General features: G+C 74.7%; 16 protein-coding genes and 1 riboswitch. Of the genes, 9 read left to right on the top strand and 7 right to left on the bottom strand.

Annotation, left to right across the window (positions count from 1 at the left end; all coding sequences use genetic code 11):
* Nucleotides 1-249: 249 nt before the first annotated feature.
* A complete protein-coding gene (locus ACFVUH_RS23065) occupies nucleotides 250-1,239 on the bottom strand; it encodes a peptidoglycan DD-metalloendopeptidase family protein (protein WP_387915153.1) in 990 nt (329 codons plus the stop codon).
* Between the two features lie 3 nt (nucleotides 1,240-1,242).
* A riboswitch (cyclic di-AMP (ydaO/yuaA leader) is annotated at nucleotides 1,243-1,409 on the bottom strand.
* Nucleotides 1,410-1,637: 228 nt separating this feature from the next.
* On the opposite strand from ACFVUH_RS23065, the gene ACFVUH_RS23070 reads away from it, so the two are divergent.
* Nucleotides 1,638-3,266: an MFS transporter gene (locus ACFVUH_RS23070; protein WP_355368966.1), complete on the top strand. Its 1,629-nt coding sequence runs from the start codon at nucleotides 1,638-1,640 to the stop codon at nucleotides 3,264-3,266.
* 19 nt (nucleotides 3,267-3,285) lie between these two features.
* Here ACFVUH_RS23070 and purB read toward each other — a convergent pair whose 3' ends face one another.
* Entirely contained in the window at nucleotides 3,286-4,716 is a 1,431-nt protein-coding gene (gene purB, locus ACFVUH_RS23075; protein WP_355368968.1) for an adenylosuccinate lyase, read from the bottom strand.
* Nucleotides 4,717-4,834: 118 nt separating this feature from the next.
* Between purB and ACFVUH_RS23080 the strand changes: the two genes are divergently transcribed.
* The gene (locus ACFVUH_RS23080) at nucleotides 4,835-7,060 is read left to right on the top strand and encodes a HelD family protein (protein WP_387915154.1); all 2,226 of its coding nucleotides are present in this window, start codon (nucleotides 4,835-4,837) and stop codon (nucleotides 7,058-7,060) included.
* Here ACFVUH_RS23080 and ACFVUH_RS23085 read toward each other — a convergent pair.
* The 3 genes from ACFVUH_RS23085 to ACFVUH_RS23095 form a co-directional block, all read right to left on the bottom strand.
* Nucleotides 7,044-7,487 (bottom strand): MarR family transcriptional regulator, encoded by a 444-nt coding sequence (locus ACFVUH_RS23085; protein ID WP_355368972.1) that lies wholly within the window; start codon nucleotides 7,485-7,487, stop codon nucleotides 7,044-7,046. The two genes, ACFVUH_RS23080 and ACFVUH_RS23085, sit on opposite strands and share 17 nt — an antisense overlap.
* 93 nt (nucleotides 7,488-7,580) lie before the next feature.
* Nucleotides 7,581-8,057, bottom strand: coding sequence for a DUF3037 domain-containing protein (locus ACFVUH_RS23090; protein ID WP_355368974.1), 477 nt, complete (start codon nucleotides 8,055-8,057; stop codon nucleotides 7,581-7,583).
* Nucleotides 8,054-8,809, bottom strand: a complete 756-nt coding sequence (locus tag ACFVUH_RS23095; protein ID WP_355368976.1) for a HipA family kinase — start codon at nucleotides 8,807-8,809, stop codon at nucleotides 8,054-8,056. The genes ACFVUH_RS23090 and ACFVUH_RS23095 overlap by 4 nt, the downstream gene beginning before the upstream one ends.
* Nucleotides 8,810-8,999: 190 nt before the next feature.
* Here ACFVUH_RS23095 and ACFVUH_RS23100 point away from each other — a divergent pair, with 190 nt between their 5' ends.
* Nucleotides 9,000-10,358 (top strand): NAD(P)/FAD-dependent oxidoreductase, encoded by a 1,359-nt coding sequence (locus ACFVUH_RS23100; protein WP_355368978.1) that lies wholly within the window; start codon nucleotides 9,000-9,002, stop codon nucleotides 10,356-10,358.
* 68 nt (nucleotides 10,359-10,426) lie between these two features.
* Here the strand turns inward: ACFVUH_RS23100 and ACFVUH_RS23105 are convergent, their stop codons facing one another.
* Nucleotides 10,427-11,791 carry an aminotransferase class I/II-fold pyridoxal phosphate-dependent enzyme gene (locus ACFVUH_RS23105; protein WP_387915155.1) on the bottom strand — a complete coding sequence of 455 codons (1,365 nt, stop codon included), beginning with the start codon at nucleotides 11,789-11,791 and terminating at the stop codon, nucleotides 10,427-10,429.
* Nucleotides 11,792-11,825: 34 nt separating this feature from the next.
* On the opposite strand from ACFVUH_RS23105, the gene ACFVUH_RS23110 reads away from it, so the two are divergent.
* The 6 genes from ACFVUH_RS23110 (at nucleotide 11,826) to ACFVUH_RS23135 (ending at nucleotide 17,520) form a co-directional block, all read left to right on the top strand.
* The gene (locus tag ACFVUH_RS23110; protein ID WP_387915156.1) at nucleotides 11,826-12,518 is read left to right on the top strand and encodes a pyridoxamine 5'-phosphate oxidase family protein; all 693 of its coding nucleotides are present in this window, start codon (nucleotides 11,826-11,828) and stop codon (nucleotides 12,516-12,518) included.
* A gap of 12 nt (nucleotides 12,519-12,530) precedes the next feature.
* The gene (locus ACFVUH_RS23115; RefSeq protein ID WP_387915157.1) at nucleotides 12,531-13,193 is read left to right on the top strand and encodes an FMN-binding negative transcriptional regulator; all 663 of its coding nucleotides are present in this window, start codon (nucleotides 12,531-12,533) and stop codon (nucleotides 13,191-13,193) included.
* Nucleotides 13,194-13,312: 119 nt separating this feature from the next.
* Nucleotides 13,313-14,725, top strand: coding sequence for a sugar porter family MFS transporter (locus tag ACFVUH_RS23120; protein ID WP_355368986.1), 1,413 nt, complete (start codon nucleotides 13,313-13,315; stop codon nucleotides 14,723-14,725).
* A 90-nt stretch (nucleotides 14,726-14,815) separates the two neighbouring features.
* Complete coding sequence (locus tag ACFVUH_RS23125; protein WP_355368988.1) at nucleotides 14,816-15,517, top strand: alpha/beta fold hydrolase; 702 nt, start codon at nucleotides 14,816-14,818, stop codon at nucleotides 15,515-15,517.
* Between the two features lie 71 nt (nucleotides 15,518-15,588).
* Nucleotides 15,589-16,878: an MFS transporter gene (locus ACFVUH_RS23130; RefSeq protein WP_387915158.1), complete on the top strand. Its 1,290-nt coding sequence runs from the start codon at nucleotides 15,589-15,591 to the stop codon at nucleotides 16,876-16,878.
* 111 nt (nucleotides 16,879-16,989) lie between these two features.
* Complete coding sequence (locus tag ACFVUH_RS23135; RefSeq protein ID WP_355368992.1) at nucleotides 16,990-17,520, top strand: HAD domain-containing protein; 531 nt, start codon at nucleotides 16,990-16,992, stop codon at nucleotides 17,518-17,520.
* Here ACFVUH_RS23135 and ACFVUH_RS23140 read toward each other — a convergent pair.
* Complete coding sequence (locus ACFVUH_RS23140) at nucleotides 17,498-18,286, bottom strand: CPBP family intramembrane glutamic endopeptidase (protein ID WP_355368994.1); 789 nt, start codon at nucleotides 18,284-18,286, stop codon at nucleotides 17,498-17,500. The two genes, ACFVUH_RS23135 and ACFVUH_RS23140, sit on opposite strands and share 23 nt — an antisense overlap.
* Nucleotides 18,287-18,373: the final 87 nt, after the last annotated feature.

Consider the following 18,373-nt stretch of genomic DNA (forward strand, 5'->3'; position numbering starts at 1 on the left):
TACGCGCTTTTGTCCCGCGGCGGCCGGGTTCGCCGCGCCCGCGGCCAGCCCGGCCCCCTTCAGCAGGGCGCCGGCCCGGGCGCGGTTTTGGTGTCCGGCGGCGGGGCCCGGCCGGACGGGCGTGTCCCGCGCCCGTCGGTCCGCTTGAGGTGCGGCGATCACCCGGTCGAGCGGTCACCCGACATGACCATTCCGGGAGAGTCGTTTCGCCCCGCACCCAGCGGTGGTGGGTGTGATCCGACCCGAGGGTCAGATCGCGACGCCGTGCGCCCGCAGGTAGGCGATCGGGTTGATGTCCGAGCCGTACTCCGAGCCGGTGCGGATCTCGAAGTGCAGGTGCGGGCCGGTCACGTTGCCGGTGGCGCCGGAGAGGCCGATCTGCTGGCCGACGGTGACGGTCTGACCGATCTTCACGCCGATCGAGGACAGGTGCGCGTACTGGGCGTACTTGCCGTCGGCGAGCTTGATCTCGACCTCGTTGCCGTAGGCGCCGCCGTTGCCGGCCTTCACCACGGTGCCGTTGGCGACGGCGCGCAGCGGGGTGCCGGTGGAAGCGATGAAGTCGGCGCCGGTGTGGTGGCCGGAGGACCACATCGAGCCGGCCACGCCGTAGGCGGTGCCGAGCTTCGGGTTGGCCACCGGGGTGGTGTAGCCGGAGGTGGCGGCGACGACCGGGGTCGTGACCACCGGGGCGGTGAGCGGCTGGACGGCGGGCTTGCCGACCGGGACGGCCGGCTTGGCGGCCGGGGCGGCGGGCTTGGCGGCCGGAGCGGCGGGCTTGGCAGCCGGAGCGGTGTGCTTCGCGGCCGGAGCGGCCGACTTGGTGGCCGGGGCGGTGGGCGCGGCCGGCTTGGCGGCCGGAGCCGCCTTGCTGCCGAGCGCGAGCTTCTGGCCCGGGAAGATGAGGTTCGGGTTGGCGCCGACGACCGAGCGGTTGTGCTCGTACAGCGCCTGCCAGCCACCGTCGACGTGCTTCGCGGCGGCGATCTTCGACAGGGTGTCCCCGCCGACGACCTTGTAGCTCTCCTCGACCGGGGCGGCCGGGGCGCTCTGAGCAGCCGGAGCAGCGGCCGGGGCGGCCTGGGCGGCCGGAGCGGCGGGCTTCGCGGCCGGCACCTCGTGGGCCTGGGCGGTGACGGTGGTCACCAGCGGGAGGGCGAAGGCGGCACCGGTGACGGCGGTGGCGATGCCGATGCGAGCGGCGCGGGGCAGGGCGATACGACGAGCCTGTGCGGGCATGCGAAAGGTCCTCTCCGACGCCTGCGAGGTGAGCTGTCGGGTTCGGGCTGGAGTTGCCCGGCCGCCGATAAAGGCGGCTTCACCCCAAGCCGGACCGCGGGAAATACCGGTCCGGCGACTTACCTGTGGGTCCCCCGCTCCTGCCGTACAGAGTTCGTTGCGTACCACCGGGCAGCGGCAGGACTAGGCGTTCCACCCGGTGGCCACCCGGGCTGACGCCGGGCGGTCGCTGAACTAAAACTCATCCGTTCGGGTGAAGCAATGTCGATCTACGCGACCCGGGACCAAAGTCCGCATTGCCGTGACGCTCCGCTCGGAATGCATACACAGTACGCACACAATCCATTGACGGTGCGCACGTGATCCGCAACCCTGCGCCCATATGAAAACCAGTACGTATGCGATCACTCACGGAGAGGCCACCACCCGACACACCCCCGGTGACCCTTGTCACGTGGGCCCCACGGGACGCACCATGGGCCGTGGCCACCTCCGAGGCCGGCACCCTGCGGTTGGGCACCGCGCAGGGTCGCTGGGTACTTCTGGCAACGGTGCTCGGCTCCAGCATGGCGATGCTCGACGGGACCGTCGTGAACGTCGCGCTGCCCCGGATCGGCGCCGATCTCGGCGCCCAACTCGACGCCCTTCAATGGACGCTCAACGCCTATCTGCTCACCCTGGCGGGCCTGATCCTGCTCGGCGGCGCGCTGGGCGACCGCTACGGACGGCGCCGGATCTTCCTGCTCGGCGTGGTCTGGTTCGCCGCCGCCTCCGCGGCCTGCGCCGCCGCACCGAACATCCAGGTGCTGATCATCGCGCGCGCCGTGCAGGGAATCGGCGGCGCACTGCTCACCCCCGGCTCGCTGGCGATGCTCCAGGCGGTCTTCCACCCGGACGACCGCTCGGCGGCCGTCGGCCTCTGGTCGGGGTTCGGCGGGGTGTCGGCGGCGGTCGGCCCGCTGCTCGGCGGCTGGCTGGTGGACGGTCCCGGCTGGCGGTGGATCTTCCTGCTGAACCTGCCGCTGGCGGCGCTGGTGGTGGCGGTGTCCGCCCGGCACGTGCCGGAGAGCCGGGACGAGTCCGCGACCGGCCGCTTCGACGTACTCGGCGCGGCGCTGGCCGCCCTGGCGCTGGGCGCCGTCACCTATGCGCTGACCGCCGCCGGGAAGGGGCTGTCCCCCGTGGTCTGGGTCACCGGGGCGGCGGGACTGCTGCTCGGATCCGCCTTCATCGCCGTCGAGCGCCGCACCCCGGAGCCGATGCTACCGCTCGGCCTGTTCTCCTCGCGGCTGTTCACCGCCGTGAACCTGGTCACCCTCGCCGTCTACGCGGCGTTCAGCGGCGTCTTCTTCCTGCTGGTGGTGCAGCTGCAGATCGTCTCCGGCTTCTCCCCGCTGGTCTCCGGGCTGGCCCTGGTGCCGATCACCGTCATCATGCTGGTGCTGTCCGCCCGGGCCGGCCGGCTGGGCAAGCGGATCGGCCCCCGGCTGCCGCTCACCGTCGGCCCGATGCTCTGCGCGGTGGGCGTGCTGCTGATGCTGCGGATCGGCCCCGGCGCCTCGTACTGGACGGACGTGCTGCCCGCCGTCTCGGTGATGGGCTTCGGCATGGTGCTGCTGGTCGCGCCGCTGACCGCCACCGTGCTGGCGGCGGTGGACGTGCGGCACGCGGGCATCGCCAGCGGCGTCAACAACGCCGCCGCCCGGGCGGCCGGCCTGCTGGCGGTCGCCGCGCTGCCCGCGCTGGCCGGCCTCAGCGGGGACGCCTACCGGGTGCCGCACGCGGTCGACTCCGCCTTCCGCACCGCGATGCTGATCTGTGCCGGGCTCCTGGTGGCCGGCGGGCTGACCGCGCTGGTCGCCGTCCACGGCAATGTGCTGGCCCCGGCGGACGAGCGCCCGGTGGCCGAACCGGACTGCCGCTACACCTGCCCCACCAACGGCCCGCCGCTCGACCCCGGGCACCCCGCCGCCGTCCCGGCCGAGCACGGCGAGGGCCCCGCCGCCTCCTCGGCGACGGGGCCCTGAGAAGAGAGCCGACGATCCGTCAGAGGATGTCGCCCGGCGCGTACTTGGCGGCCTCCGGGTACGCGGCCGCGACGGCCTCGATCCGGCGGACGACCTCGGCGACCTGCGCGCCGGCCGCACCGGTGAAGGACAGCCGGTCGGCCAGCAGCGCGTCCAGCGCGGCCCGGTCCAGCGGGATCCGCTCGTCGTTCGCCAGCCGGTCCAGCAGCTCGTTCTCCCGGGCGCCGGCCCGCATCGCGAGCGCCGAGGCGACGGCGTGCTCCTTGATGACCTCGTGCCCGGTCTCCCGGCCGACGCCCGCGCGCACCGCACCCATCAGCACCTTGGTGGTGGCCAGGAACGGCAGGTAGCGGTCCAGCTCGGCCTCGACCACGGCCGGGAAGGCGCCGAACTCGTCGAGGACGGTCAGGAAGGTCTCCAGCAGGCCGTCGAAGGCGAAGAAGGCGTCCGGCAGCGCGACCCGGCGGACCACCGAGCAGGAGACGTCGCCCTCGTTCCACTGGTCGCCGGCCAGCTCGCCGGTCATCGACGCGTAGCCGCGCAGGATCACGGCCAGGCCGTTGACGCGCTCGCAGGAGCGGGTGTTCATCTTGTGCGGCATCGCCGAGGAGCCGACCTGGCCCTCCTTGAAGCCCTCGGTCACCAGCTCGTGGCCGGCCATCAGGCGGATGGTCTTGGCCAGGCTGGACGGCGCGGCGGCCAGCTGGACGAGGGCGGTCAGCACCTCGAAGTCCAGCGAGCGCGGGTAGACCTGGCCGACGCTGGTGAGCACGTTGTCGAAGCCGAGGTGCGCGGCGACCCGGCGCTCCAGCTCGGCGAGCTTGTCGGTGTCGCCGCCGAGCAGGTCGAGCATGTCCTGGGCGGTGCCGACCGGGCCCTTGATCCCGCGCAGCGGGTAGCGGGCGATCAGCTCCTCCAGGCGGCGGAAGGCGACCAGCAGCTCGTCGGCGATCGACGCGAAGCGCTTGCCCAGGGTGGTGGCCTGCGCGGCCACGTTGTGCGAGCGGCCGGCCATGACCAGCTCGGCGTGCTCGGCGGAGATCCGGCCCAGCCGGACCAGCACGGCGACGGTGCGGTCGCGCACGTGCTCCAGCGACTGCCGGATCTGCAGCTGCTCGACGTTCTCGGTCAGGTCCCGGGAGGTCATCCCCTTGTGGATCTGCTCGTGGCCGGCGAGGTCGCTGAACTCCTCGATCCGGGCCTTGACGTCGTGCCGGGTGACCCGCTCGCGGGCGGCGATGGAGGCGAGGTCGACCTGGTCGATCACCCGCTCGTAGTCGGCGACGGCGGTGGCGGGCACCTCGACACCGAGGTCCTGCTGGGCCTTCAGGACGGCGAGCCAGAGGTGGCGCTCAAGCACCACCTTGTGCTCGGGGGACCACAGCTGGGCCAGGGTCGCCGAGGCGTACCGGGAGGCCAGGACATTGGGGATCTGGGGCTTCGCGCTCACGCTTCGCAAGCCTAACAGCCGAGGTCAGCCGGAACGGCCCGGGCTCGGGTAGGCTGGGGTACTTGAGCCATCAACACAGAGCGTCCCACAAACTCCTCACCGCAAGGATACCACACCCGTGAACGGATCTCCAGTGGTTCCCCCTCCTCCGACCGGAACGGACGCCCTCCTCGCCGAGGCGCTGCGCACCGAACAGGCCCGGCTGACCGGCCTCTACGCCCATCTGGACGCCGCCCGCGAGCGCGCCCGCCGGACCCTCGCGGCGGCCGGCCGCGACGCCGGCCCGGGCGGCACCCACCAGGCCCGGCTGGAGCGCGAGCTGCGCGCCGCCGAGGCCGCCCGCCGCGCCGCCCGGCTGGAGGCCGTCGAACGCGGCCTGTGCTTCGGCCGTCTGGACCACCGCGACGGCACCGTCCGCTCCATCGGCCGGATCGGCCTCACCGACGAGCTGGACGAGTCCTTCGAGCCGGTACTGATCGACTGGCGCGCCCCCGCCGCCCGCCCGTTCTACACCGCCACCCCGGCCGACCCGGGCGATCTGGTCCGCCGCCGCCACCTGCACACCAGCGGCCGCACCCTGACCGGCCTGGACGACGAGGCGCTCGACCTGGCCGGCCTGGACGAGGACGGCCGGCGCGGCCTGGTCGGCGAGGCGGCGCTGCTGGCCGCCCTCGACCGCGAGCGCACCGGCCGGATGGCCACCGTGGTCGCCACCATCCAGGCCGAGCAGGACCGGGTGATCCGCGCCCCGCTGCCCGGCGCCCTGGTCGTCCAGGGCGGCCCCGGCACCGGGAAGACGGTCACCGCCCTGCACCGCGCCGCCTATCTGCTCTACACCCACCGCGCGGTGCTGGAGCGGCGCGGCGTCCTGGTGCTCGGCCCCAACCCGGCGTTCCTGCGCTACATCGACCAGGTGCTGCCCGCGCTCGGCGAGACCGAGGTGGTGCTGTGCACCGTCGGCGAGCTGTTCCCCGGCGTCCGGGCCACCGTCGAGGACGGGCCGGCCGCCGCGGTGGTCAAGGGCGGGCCGTGGATGGCGGACGCGGTGCGGCGCGCCGTCGAGGCCCACCAGCGGCTGCCCGCGGGCGACCTGCTGCTCGGCGAGCACCTGCGGCTGCCCCACCGGGTCTGCGCCGAGGCCAGGACGGCCGCGCGCGGACTGCGGCTGCCGCACAACCGGGCCCGCGGGTTCTTCCTGCGCACCCTGCTGGACGCCCTCGCGGTGGCGCAGGCGCTCTCCCTCGGCCGCCCGTACGACGAGGAGGAGGCCCGCCACGCCCCGCGCGAGCTCTGGGAGCAGCCCGGTATCCGCGCCGAACTCGACTCCCTGTGGCCGGTTCTGACACCGCATCGACTCGTCGACCGACTGTTCTCCGACCCCGCCCTGCTGGCCGCCGCGGCCCCCGGCCTCTCCCCCGCACAGCGCGCCGCGGTGCTGCGCCCGGCCGGCGCGCCGTGGACCACCGGGGACGTCCCGCTGCTCGACGAGGCGGCCGAACTCCTCGGCGAGGACGGCGCCGCGACCCGGGCCCGCTCCCGCGCCGCCGCACGGGCGCTGGACGAGGAACTGGCCTACGCCGAGGGCGTGCTCACGGTCACCGGGCAGCGGGAGGACGCCACCCTGGACGCCGGGCTGCTCGCCGAGCGCTTCCGCGACACCGGCCCGGAGCGCACCACCGCCGAGCGCGCCGCCGCCGACCGCGAGTGGGCGTACGGACACGTGGTGGTCGACGAGGCGCAGGAGCTGTCCGCGATGGCCTGGCGCGCCGTGCTGCGCCGGGTGCCGACCCGCTCGCTGACCATCGTCGGCGACCTCGCCCAGACCGGTTCGCCGGTCGGGGCCCGCTCGTCCTGGGCCGAGATGCTGGACCGCGAACTGCCGGGCCGCTGGCGCGAGGAGCGGCTCACCGTCAACTACCGGACGCCGGCCGCGATCATGGCACCGGCGGCGGCGGTGCTGCGCGCCCACTCCCCCGGCCAGGAACCGCCGGAGGCCGTCCGGCAGACCTCCGAACGCCCGCGCCCGGTCCCCGTTCCGGACGGCGACTACGCCGCGGCCCTGGCCGCGCTGCCCGCCGGCCCCGGCACCCTCGGGGTGATCGCCCCGGACGCCGTCGCCACCGCCCTGGGGGCGCTGACCGTCCGGGAGGCCAAGGGCCTGGAGTACGACGCGGTCGTCCTGGTCGACCCGGCCGGCCTGCTCGCCCAGGGCGCCGCGGACCTCTACGTCGCCCTCACCCGCGCCACCCGGCGCCTCACCCTGCTGCACCACACCCCGCTGCCACCCGCCCTCGCGACGGCGGACGACCCCGACGATCGCGCCGGGCCTACTGACGCCCGCTGAGCACCGGGAGGACGTGGAGGCAGATCGAGTGCAGCGCCGCGCGCTGCTCGCCGCTGAGGCTCTCGAAGGCCTGGTGGGTGCGGCCCATCTCGCCGCGGATCCGCGCCAGGATCTCCCGGCCCTGCTCGCTGATGACCACGATCTTGACCCGTCGGTCGCCCGCCGAGGCCTCCCGGCGGGCCAGGCCCAGCGCCTCCAGCCGGTCGACGATGCCGGTCACGTTGGAGGCGTCACAGCCGAGCCGCCCGGCCAGCGCGCGCATCGGCACCGGCTCCTGGACGGCGCCGAGCGCCTTGGCCTGCGAGGAGGAGAGACCGTGCCGGGCCGCGGCGGCCGCGAAGTCCTGGAAGTACGCACCGCCGACGGCGGCCAGCGCCTCCATCAGCTCGGCGTTGGTCGGTACGGTCGTGGTCGTCGTCGAACCCATGAGGTCAGCCTACGACCGACTGCTTCAGTAACTCAAGATTTGAGCACGGCAAGGGTCCGGCGGCCGAGCCGCCGGACCCGGGAACCGGCGCGCTCAGAGCACCAGCTGGTCGAACAGCCGCCGCAGCTCCGTCTCCGGATCGGCGGTCAGTCCGGTGTGCACCGGCCCCGGCTGCACCACCGCGCTGCGCGGGGCGGTGAGCCAGCGGAACCGCTGCCCCGGGCTGTCCGCCGCGGCCGGGCCCGCCTGCGGCCCGCCCGCGCAGACCGCCTCGATCCCCTGCAGCGCCCGCCGCACCGCGGACACGTCGGCGACCGGGTCCAGCGCCAGCAGCCGCGCCTGGTCCAGGTGGGTCCGCGCGGCCAGGTGGGAGCTCTGCCGGCAGTACAGCAGCACGCCCACGTTGACGCACTCGCCGCGCTCCACCCGGGGCACCGCCCGGATCACCGCGTACTCGTAGTCGTGCAGCTCGGCCCGGACCGGCGGCGCCGGATCGGCCGCCGCCGGGTCGGCGAGCCGCGACTCGGACAGACCGTGGCCGAACGGGTCGGACAGACGGAAGTCGGTCATGCGGACACCTCCGGAAGCCAGTCGCGCGGACCGGCCAGTCGCGCGGTCAACTGGGCCCGGTACGCCGCGCGCACCGCCTCGGGCGAGTCGAACCCGGGCTCGTCCGCCAGCCAGACGTCCGGGATCTGCGCCACCGCCTCCTCGATCGCCGCCTCGGCCAGCGGGGCGAGCGCCTTGTCGGCCGCGAGCAGGTCCGGCTCCGCGCCCAGCAGCGCGTGGTCGGAGGCGTCGTACGGACGGCGGATCCAGCCGGCGGCGCCCGCCCAGTGGTGGTGGAAGATCAGGCTCGCGCCGTGGTCGATCAGCCGCAGGCCGCCGGTGGCGACCAGCAGGTTGGGGTTGCGCCAGGAGCGGTCGACGTTGCCGATCAGCGCGTCGAACCAGAGCACCTGCCCGGCCAGCCCGGCGTCCACGTCGAAGCAGAGCGGGTCGAAGTTGAGCGCGCCGCTGACGAAGGCCATGCCCAGGTTGAGCCCGCCGCTGGCCCGCATCTGGTCCTGGATCTGCGGGTCCGGCTCGCTGCGGGCCAGCACCGGGTCCAGGTCGACGGTCACCAGCTCGGGCACCGGCAGGCCGAGCCGCCGGCCGAGTTCACCGGCCAGCACCTCGGCGACCAGCGCCTTGCGGCCCTGGGCGGCACCGACCCACTTCAGGGCGTAGAGCCGCCGGTCATCGGCCTCGACCAGGCCCGGCATCGAGCCGCCTTCTCGCAGTGGCGTCACATAACGGACCGCCGTCACCTCGGGGAGCACGGCGGACAGCCTAGCGGGCATATGCACGGGGCGGGTGTCCCTCGGCGTGCTCGCCCGCCCGGGTCCTCCCGGTGGCAGCCCCGGCTGCTCCGTGCGAGTGTGGCGGACAGTAATCGGGGCACCCGACCACCACGGCCGGCAGCACTGTGCCGCGCCGTGCGGTACCGACCTGCACTGTGAGGGACGCACGATGGAACGAGCCCGGATCCTGATCGTGGGCGGCGGCTTCGCCGGACTGGAGTGCGCGCGCCGGCTGGAACGCAAGCTCTCCCCCGCGGAGGCGGAGATCTCCCTGGTCACCCCGTTCAGCTACCAGCTCTATCTGCCGCTGCTGCCGCACGTGGCGGCCGGTGTGCTCACCCCCCAGTCGGTGGCCGTCTCGCTGCGCCGCTCGCTGCGGCGCACCCACATCGTCCCCGGCGGCGCGATCGGCGTGGACCCGGCCTCCAAGGTCTGCGTGGTCCGCAAGATCACCGACGAGGTGGTGGCGCAGCGGTACGACTACCTGGTGCTGGCCCCCGGCAGCGTCACCCGCACCTTCGACATCCCCGGCCTGACCGACTACGCGCGCGGCATGAAGACGCTCGCCGAGGCGGCCTACGTCCGCGACCACGTGATCGCCCAGCTGGACCTCGCCTCGGCCTCCCCGGACCAGAAGGAGCGCGAGTCCCGGCTGCAGTTCGTGGTGGTCGGCGGCGGCTACGCCGGCACCGAGACCGCCGCCTGCCTGCAGCGGCTCACCACCGCGGCCACCCAGCGCTACCCGCGGCTGGACGCCCGGCAGATCAAGTGGCACCTGATCGACATCGCGCCGAAGCTGATGCCCGAGCTGGGCGACACCCTCGGCACCGCCGCCCTGGAGGTGCTGCGCGAGCGCGGCATCGAGGTGTCGCTGGGCGTCTCGGTGGCCGAGGTCGGCGCCGAGTCGGTCAAGTTCACCGACGGCCGGGTGCTGCCCTGCCGGACGCTGATCTGGACAGCCGGCGTCGCGGCCAGCCCGCTGATCGCCACCCTGGACGCCGAGACGGTGCGCGGGCGGATCGCGGTGACGGCGGAGATGCGGGTGCCGCAGTACGAGGGCGTCTTCGCGCTCGGCGACGCCGCCGCCGTGCCGGACCTCGCCAAGGGCGACGGCGCGGTCTGCCCGCCGACCGCCCAGCACTCGGCCCGCCAGGGCCGGGCGGTGGCCAACAACGTGATCGCGGCGCTGCGCAACCAGCCGCTGGAGCCGTACTACCACAAGGACCTGGGCCTGGTCGTGGACCTCGGCGGCAAGGACGCCGTCTCCAAGCCGGTCGGGGTGGAGCTGCGCGGTGTGCCGGCCCAGCTGGTGGCGCGCGGCTACCACCTGATGGCGATGCGCACCAATGTGGCGAAGTTCCGGGTCGGCGCCGGCTGGATGCTCAACGCGACCGCCGGGGACGACTTCGTGCGGACCGGCTTCCTCGCCCGGCAGCCCGCCCGGCTGCGCGACTTCGAGTACACCGACGCCTACCTGTCGAAGGACCAGGTCAGGGAGCACGCCCAGGCGCTGCTCGCCAAGGGCTGACCCGCCCCGGCCGGCTGCCCTCCCGACGCGGTCGCGTCGGGAGGGCGGCCGGCCGTCGACGTCCCTGGTCAGACCGGCCGCGACACCGTGCCGTCCGCGCCGGGCCCGGCGGTCCCGTCCGCCCCGCCCAGCACCGCCGCCAGGTCGTCGGCCAGCCGCCGGGCATCCGCCGGGTCGAGCCGCGCGACGGTGATCCGCAGCCCGGGCGGCGACTGCAGCCGGAAGCGCGCGCCGGGCGCCGCGACCCAGCCGCGCTGGACCAGCGCGGCGAGCGCGACGGCCTCGTCCGGAACCGGCACCCAGACGTTCAGCCCGCTCGCCCCGTGCGCCGCGATCCCCCGCTCGGCCAGCGCGCCGATCAGCGCCTCCCGGCGCGCCCGGTAGGCGGCGGCCACCCGGGCGGCCGGCGCCGCGTCGGCGCGCCACAGCTCGGCCACCGTGCGCTGGAGCAGGTGGCTGACCCAGCCGGTCCCCAGCCGCTGGCGTCCGAGCAGCCGCCCGACGGTGTCCGCGTCCCCGACCGCGACCGAGAGCCGCAGGTCCGGCCCGTACGCCTTGGCCGCCGAGCGCACCACCGCCCAGTGCGCCGACCCCGCGCCGGCCAGCGGGTGGTAGGGCTGGTCGACGATGCCCTGGCCGTGGTCGTCCTCGATCAGCAGCACGTCCGGACGGCCGGCCAGCACCGCGCGCAGCTCCGCGGCCCGACCGGCGGTGAGGGCGGCGCCGGTCGGGTTCTGCGCCCGGCTGGTGACGACCACCGCCCGCGCGCCGGCCTCCAGCGCCTCGGCGAGCGAGCCGGGCAGCGGGCCCGCGTCGTCGAGCCCCACCGGCAGGGTGCGCAGGCCGAGCGCCGCCAGCAGGTCGAGCAGGCTGCCCCAGCCCGGGTCCTCGACGGCGACGGCATCACCTTGGCGCAGCCGGGTGACCAGGATCCGCTCGATGGTGTCCAGCGCGCCGGAGGCGACGGCGAGCGGCCCGGACGGCAGGCCGTCGGCGGCGAAGGCCGCGCCGGCCAGGGCGAGCAGCTCCGGGTCGGCGGCCGGGTCGCCGTAGCGGACCGGGGCGCGGCGGGCGGCCTCGGCGGCGGACGCGAGGGCGGCGGTGAGGTCGGGCAGCAGCGCCGGGTCGGGGTTGCCGTCGGAGAGGTCGCGGGCGTGCGCCGGGACGGGCAGGCGCAGCTGGTCGCGCGGGGTGTGGGCGGGGCGCGGACGGATCCGGCTGCCCTTGCGGCCGGCGGTCTCGATCACACCGCGGTCGCGCAGCAGCCGGTAGGCGGCGGCCACCGTGTTGGGGTTGACGCCGAGCTCGGCGGCGAGGTCGCGCAGCGGCGGCAGCGGTGTCCCGGGGGCGAGGTGGCCGGTGCTGACGCCCCGCTCGACCTCGGCCGCGATATCGCTGGCACGCCGTCCGGTGATCCGATACTCTCCTAGCACAAAATAGATTATGCACTAGTACATAGAGGTTGTCATGTCGACCACGCCGAACGGTGGCACGTCCTACCCGCGAACCCCGCGCACCACTCCCACCCGCTACAAGGACCGCGCCAGCTGGGAGCGCGAGGCGATCCACGCGATCCTGGACGCCACGTACCTCTGCCACCTCGGCTTCGTCGCCGACGGGGCGCCGGTGGTGCTGCCCACCATCCACGCCCGGGTCGGCGACCGCCTCTACGTGCACGGCTCCACCGGCAGCCGGCCGCTGCGCGGGGCCAAGGGTGAGCAGGGGCTGCCGGTCTGCGTCACCGTCACCCTGGTCGACGCCCTGGTGCTGACCAGGTCGGCGTTCAACCACTCGCTCAACTTCCGCTCGGTGGTGGCCCACGGCACCGCGCACCAGGTCACCGACCCCGAGGAGCTGACGGTCGCGCTGGACGCGCTGGTCGACCAGGTGGTCCCGGGCCGCTCCGCCGAGGTGCGCCCGGCCAACGCCAAGGAACTGGCCGCCACCGCGGTGATCCGTCTGGAGCTCGACGAGGTCTCCGCCAAGACCAGGGCCGACCTCGCCCATGACGACCCCGAGGACCTCGCCCTGCCGCACTGGGCCGGCGTCGTCCCGGTCACCACCGGCTACGGCACGCCCGTGCCGGACGCCTCCACCGCCGTACCGCTGCCCGCCAACCTCGCCTCACTCGCCACGCTCACCGCCGCGCCCGACGCCTGACCGGAGGCCCCGATGCTGATCCGCCCCTGGGACCGCGGCGACGACGACGAGTGGCGCGCCTGGCTCGCCGAGGGCCGCGACTTCGGCCTGCTCGCCGCCAATGGCGGGCCGGGCCGCGGCCCCGTGCTCGTCCCCACCCACTTCCTGCTGGACGCCGACCGCGGCGAGATCCTGGTCCACCTGGCCGCGCCCAACCCACTGCTGTCCGCCGTCCGGGCGGACCCGGAGGTCACCCTCGCGGTCACCGACGACTACGCCTACGCCCCCGGCCACTGGCGCGCCGCGCCCGGCACCCCGACCAGCCTCTACGCCTCCGTGCAGTTCCACGCCACCGCCGCCCTCGTCGAGGACGCGCCCGGCAAGGCCGAGATCCTCAACCGCCAGCTGGCCCACTTCCAGCCGGAGAGCCCCGGGTTCCGGGTGGCCCCGGGCGAGGGCGAGCTCGGCCGGCTGCTCCCCGGCCTGACCGGGCTGCGGCTGACGGTCCACGAGGTGCGCGCCAAGTTCAAGTACGACGACAAGAAGCCGGTCGCCGAGCAGTACGCCCTGGCCGAGCGGCTCGCCGAGCGCGCCCGCCCACTGGACGCCGGCGCCCGCACCCAGCTGCTGCGCCGCAACGCACGCCGTACGGCGCGCACCGCATCCCCCGCGCCGGGGGACCGCTCCTCCACCTGACGCCCCGTCACCCGTTCGGCTCAGCCACCGCGACGCGCGCCCCGCGGCGCTGATCGAATGTGAGACGAACCCTGCCCGCCCGGCCGTGCGGACGGGACCGTCGACCCCGGGGAGCGCGCGTGTCCAGGACCCACACCCATCCGGCTTCCGGCGAGGCGCATCTCGGGCACGTCGTGTTCATCTCCGCCGCCGCCGCGATGGGCGGCTTCCTGTTCGGCTACGACAGCGCGGTGATCAACGGCGCGGTCACCGGCATCCAGAAGCACTTCCAGGTGGGCCACGGCACGACCGCGTTCGTGGTGGCCATCGCGCTGCTCGGCTCGGCCGCCGGCGCGGTGGCGGCCGGGCGGCTGGCCGACCACCTCGGCCGGGTGCGCACCATGCTGCTGGCCGCGGTCCTCTTCGCGGCCAGCGGCATCGGCTCGATGTTCCCGCCGAACATCGAGGTGCTGGCCACCTGGCGGGTGGTCGGCGGCGTGGCGATCGGCATCGCCTCGGTGATCGCCCCGACCTACATCGCCGAGGTCGCCCCGACCGCCTACCGGGGCCGGCTGGCCTCGTTCCAGCAGATGGCGATCGTGCTCGGCATCACCGTCTCCCAGCTCGCCAACTACGCGCTCAACCAGGCCGCCGGCGGCGAGTCCACCGGCCACCTCGGCGGCATCCAGGCCTGGCAGTGGATGCTCGGGGTCGAGGCGATCCCGGCGCTCGTCTACGGGCTGATGGCGCTGGCGATCCCGGAGTCGCCGCGCTACCTGATCGCCGACCACCGGGAGGAGCAGGCCCGCCGGGTGCTGCTGGAGGTCGAGGGCCAGGACGTCGACCTCGACGCCCGGGTGGCCGAGATCCGCGCGGTGCTGGAGTCCGCCCGCAAGCCGCGGCTCAAGGACCTGCTGGACGGCCGGTTCGGTCTGCTGCCGATCGTCTGGGTCGGCATCGGTGCCTCGGTGTTCCAGCAGTTCGTCGGCATCAACGTGATCTTCTACTACTCCTCCTTCCTGTGGCAGTCGGTCGGCATCAACGAGTCCAACTCGCTGCTGATCAGCCTCTCCACCTCGATCATCAACGTGATCGGCACGGTGGTCGCGATGGCCCTGGTCGACCGGATCGGCCGCAAGCCGCTCGCGCTGGCCGGCTCGATCGGCATGGCCGCCGCACTGGGCACCGCCGCCTGGGCGTTCTCCTACCGGGAGGGCACCGGCGACACCGCGACCCTGGACAACACCCACGCGGTGGTCGCGCTGGTCGCCGCGCACGTCTTCGTGTTCTGCTTCGCCTTCTCCTGGGGCGTCGTGGTCTGGGTGCTGCTCGGCGAGATGTTCCCGAACCGGATCCGCGCGCTCGCCCTGTCCGTCGCCGCCTCCGCCCAGTGGATCGCCAACTGGGCGATCACCGTCAGCTTCCCCGATCTCGCCGACTGGAACCTGTCGGCGACCTACGTCATCTACGCGGTCTTCGCGCTGCTCTCCATCCCCTTCGTGGCCTTCTGCATCAAGGAGACCAAGGGCCGGGCCCTGGAGGAGATGGGCTGAGCCCGCGCCGGCCCCGGACCACCGGACCTCCCGACCCCCCGGCCCCCGACCCGCCGCCGCGCCCGGCGGCCCGTCCCCCGAGAGGAAGCCATGCCTGACCAGGGCGGCTCCCGGCAGAACGTGACCTTCCCGAGCAACGGCCGCGAGGCCCACGGCTACCTGGCCCGCCCGCCGCAGGGCGTCGGTCCCGGTCTGGTGGTGGTCCAGGAGTGGTGGGGCCTCACCCCGTACCTGGCCGGCGTGGCCGACCGGTTCGCCGCCGAGGGCTTCACCGTCCTCGCGCCGGACCTCTTCGGCGGCGCGACCACCCACGACAGCGCCGAGGCGGCCCGGCTCACGCGCGCGCTGCCGGTCGAGCGGGCGGTGCGGGACCTGCGCGGCGCGGTCGACCTGCTGCTCGGCCTGGAGGGCGTGGTCGGCGACGCCGTCGGCGTGGTCGGCTTCTGCATGGGCGGCGGCTTCGCCCTGCTGCTGGCCGCCGCCGAGGGCGACCGGGTGGCCGCGGCGGTCCCCTTCTACGGCCTGCCGCCCGACCCGGACTTCGAGTACCGGGGCCTGACCGCCCATGTGCTCGGCCACTTCGGCGAGCACGACCGCTCGATCCCGATGGCCGCCGTGGACGAGGCCGCGATCCGGATCGGCGAGGCCACCGACGTCCGTCCGGAGATCCACTTCTACCCGGCCGGACACGCCTTCATGAACGAGGAGAACCTGCTCGGCGGCTACGACCCGCTGCAGGCCGAGATCGCCTGGCGGCGCACCCTGACCTTCCTCTGGGGCCACCTCGGCTGACGCCCACGGCCGTCCCCCGGCGGCCCGAATATCGGATGGACACGGACGATCCGCCCCGGCATAGTCACGGGGTGCAGAGCCAACCCTCCCCTCCGCTCACCGCCCGGCTCGCCTGGGCGAGCCGCAACTTCCGGATCCAGACCGCCGCCACCGTGGTCAGCGGCCTCGGCAACGCGGGCGCCCCGATCGCCACCGCCTTCGCCATCCTGGACGGCGGCGGCTCCACCGGCGACATCGGCTTCGTCACCGCCGCCCGGCTGCTGCCGACCGTTCTGCTGCTGGTGCTCGGCGGCGCCCTCGCCGACCGCCTGCCGCGCCACCACGTCATGGTCGCCGCCAACCTGTTCAGCGCCGTCTCCCAGGGTGCCCTCGCCCTGCTGGTGCTGACCGGCGACCCCACCCTCTGGCAGCTGATGCTGCTCTCGGCCGGCGCCGGCGCCGGCTACGCGTTCTACTCCCCCGCCGCCGGCGGCATGATCATGGAGAGCGTCGCCCCCGAGCACGCCGCCCGGGCCTTCTCGGTGTACCGGATGGGCTTCAACGGCTCGCAGATCGGCGGCGCCGCGCTCGGCGGCGCGCTGACCGCCGCGGTCGGCGCCGGCTGGGTGCTCGCCCTGGACGCCGTCTGCTTCCTGGCCGCCGCCGCGCTGCGCTTCCTGCTGGAACCGCAGGCCCCGACCGCCCCCGCCGAGGGCGGCGGCATGCTCCGCGACCTGCGCGAGGGCTGGCGGGAGTTCTCCTCCCGCCGCTGGCTCTGGGTGATCGTCCTCCAGTTCTCGGTGCTGGTCGCCTGCGTCGGCGCGGTCGAGGCGGTGTACGGGCCGGCCGTCGCCAAGGAGCGGCTCGGCGGCGCCCGCGACTGGGGCCTGGCCATGGCGGCCTACGGCGTCGGCCTGGTCGTCACCGGCCTGCTGATGGCCCGCTGGCAGCCGCGCCGGATCCTGCTGGTCGGCAACTGGGGCGTCTTCCTGTTCGGCATGCCGGCGATCGCCCTGGCGGCGTCCGCGCCGCTGCCGGTGCTCTGGGCGGCGATGTTCCTCTCCGGTGTCGGCGTCACCGTCTTCGGCGTCAACTGGATGATCGCGCTGCAGCAGGAGATCCCGCCGGAGGCGTTCTCCCGGGTCACCGCCTACGACGAGCTGGGCTCGCTCTCGCTGGCACCGCTCGGCACCGCGCTCGCCGGCCCGGTCGCCGACCGGCTCGGCCTGTCCGGCGCGCTCTGGTGCTGCGCGGTGATCTCCCTGGTGCTCAGCGCCGCCGTGCTGCTGGAACCGCAGGTCCGCCGGCTCTCCCGGCGCCGGCCCGCCCCCGCCCCGGCACCCTCCGCCGACGCACTCCCCGCCCCGGCCGCCACCGGCTGACACCGCCCGCACGCACCCCGTGCGCCCCTGTGTGCGCCCTCCGGCGGGAAACCGCCGGAGGGCGCGGCACGTCCGAGCAGGTGACGACGGATGAGACCAGGGGGACACCCGATGCCCAAGCCACTGCTGTTCCTGGACGTGGACGGCGTGCTCAACCCGGTCTGCCCCGCCCCCGAGGCCGACTTCGACGCCCACACCCTGTTCGGCTACACCGTGCTGCTCTCCGCCCGGCACGGCGCCTGGCTGCGCGAGCTCGCCCACACCTACGAACTCGTGTGGGCCACGACGTGGGAGGAGCACGCCAACAGCCACATCGCCCCGGCGATCGGCCTGCCCGAGCTGCCCTTCGTCCGCTTCACCGGCTACGTCCCGCAGCCCGGCGACCCGCGCGTGCCGCTGATGGAACTGCTCTCCGCCCGCAAGTGGGCGCCCCTGCTGCGGTACGCGGCCGGCCGCCCGTTCGCCTGGGTCGACGACGTCATCCCGCCCCGGCTGGTCCGCAACGCGCTCTGGCGCCGCGACCGCCTGCTGCTGACGATCGACCCCGGCCCGGGCCTCGAACGCCACCACGTCGACCGGCTGCTGTCCGGCCCGCCGCGCCCCGGGCCGCTGCCCCGGATCAGCCGGTGGGCAGCCAGCTGACGTGCCCGGCGAGCAGCGCGTACCCGACGAACGCCACCGTGTCGATCAGCGCGTGCGCCACCACCAGCGGCATCACCCGCCCCCACCGCCGGTACAGCAGGCAGAACACCGCGCCCATCACCATGTTGCCGACCAGCCCGCCGACCCCCTGGTACAGGTGGTACGAGCCGCGCAGCAGCGAGCTCGCCACCAGCTGCGCCGGCCACGACCAGCCCAGCTGCCCCAGCCGGCGCAGCAGGTAGCCGAGGACGACGACCTCCTCCAGGATCGCGTTCTGCCAGGCCGACAGCAGCAGCACCGGGATCCGCCACCAGACGTCCGGCAGCCCGGACGGGGCGACCGTCAGGTTGTAGCCGGCCGCCTGCGAGACCAGGTAGAGCGCCAGCCCGGAGCCGCCGATCGCCGCCGCGACGGCCGCGCCGCGGCCGAGGTCGGACAGCTTCCGCCGGAGGTCGAAGCCGAGCACCCGCAGCGCCGCGCCCTCGCGCACCAGCAGGTAGCCGACGAGCGCGACCGGCATCAGCCCGCGGCCGATGTAGTAGAGCTGCCAGACCAGGTCCAGCCAGGGCCGGCCGGGGGCGCGCGAGCCGTTCAGGGTGGCCACCTGCTGGCCCAGCTTCACCGTCTCGGTGAGCGAGCCCGTGAAGCTGATCAGCGCGCTGATGCCGCTCGCCCCGAGCGAGAGGCCGAGGACGATCAGCAGCTCCGCCCCGAGCAGGCGGCGGGTCGGCTTCGCGGTCTCCGGTACGGTCGGGACGGTCGTCACGGGGGTGCTCCAGCACGGGCGGCGGACGGACGGCGGACGGACGGCGCTCCGGCGCCGGCGGGCGGCCGTCGGCGGACCGGAGCGATC

The sequence above is a fragment of the Kitasatospora sp. NPDC058032 genome (assembly GCF_042885845.1).
Taxonomy (GTDB): Bacteria; Actinomycetota; Actinomycetes; order Streptomycetales; family Streptomycetaceae; genus Kitasatospora.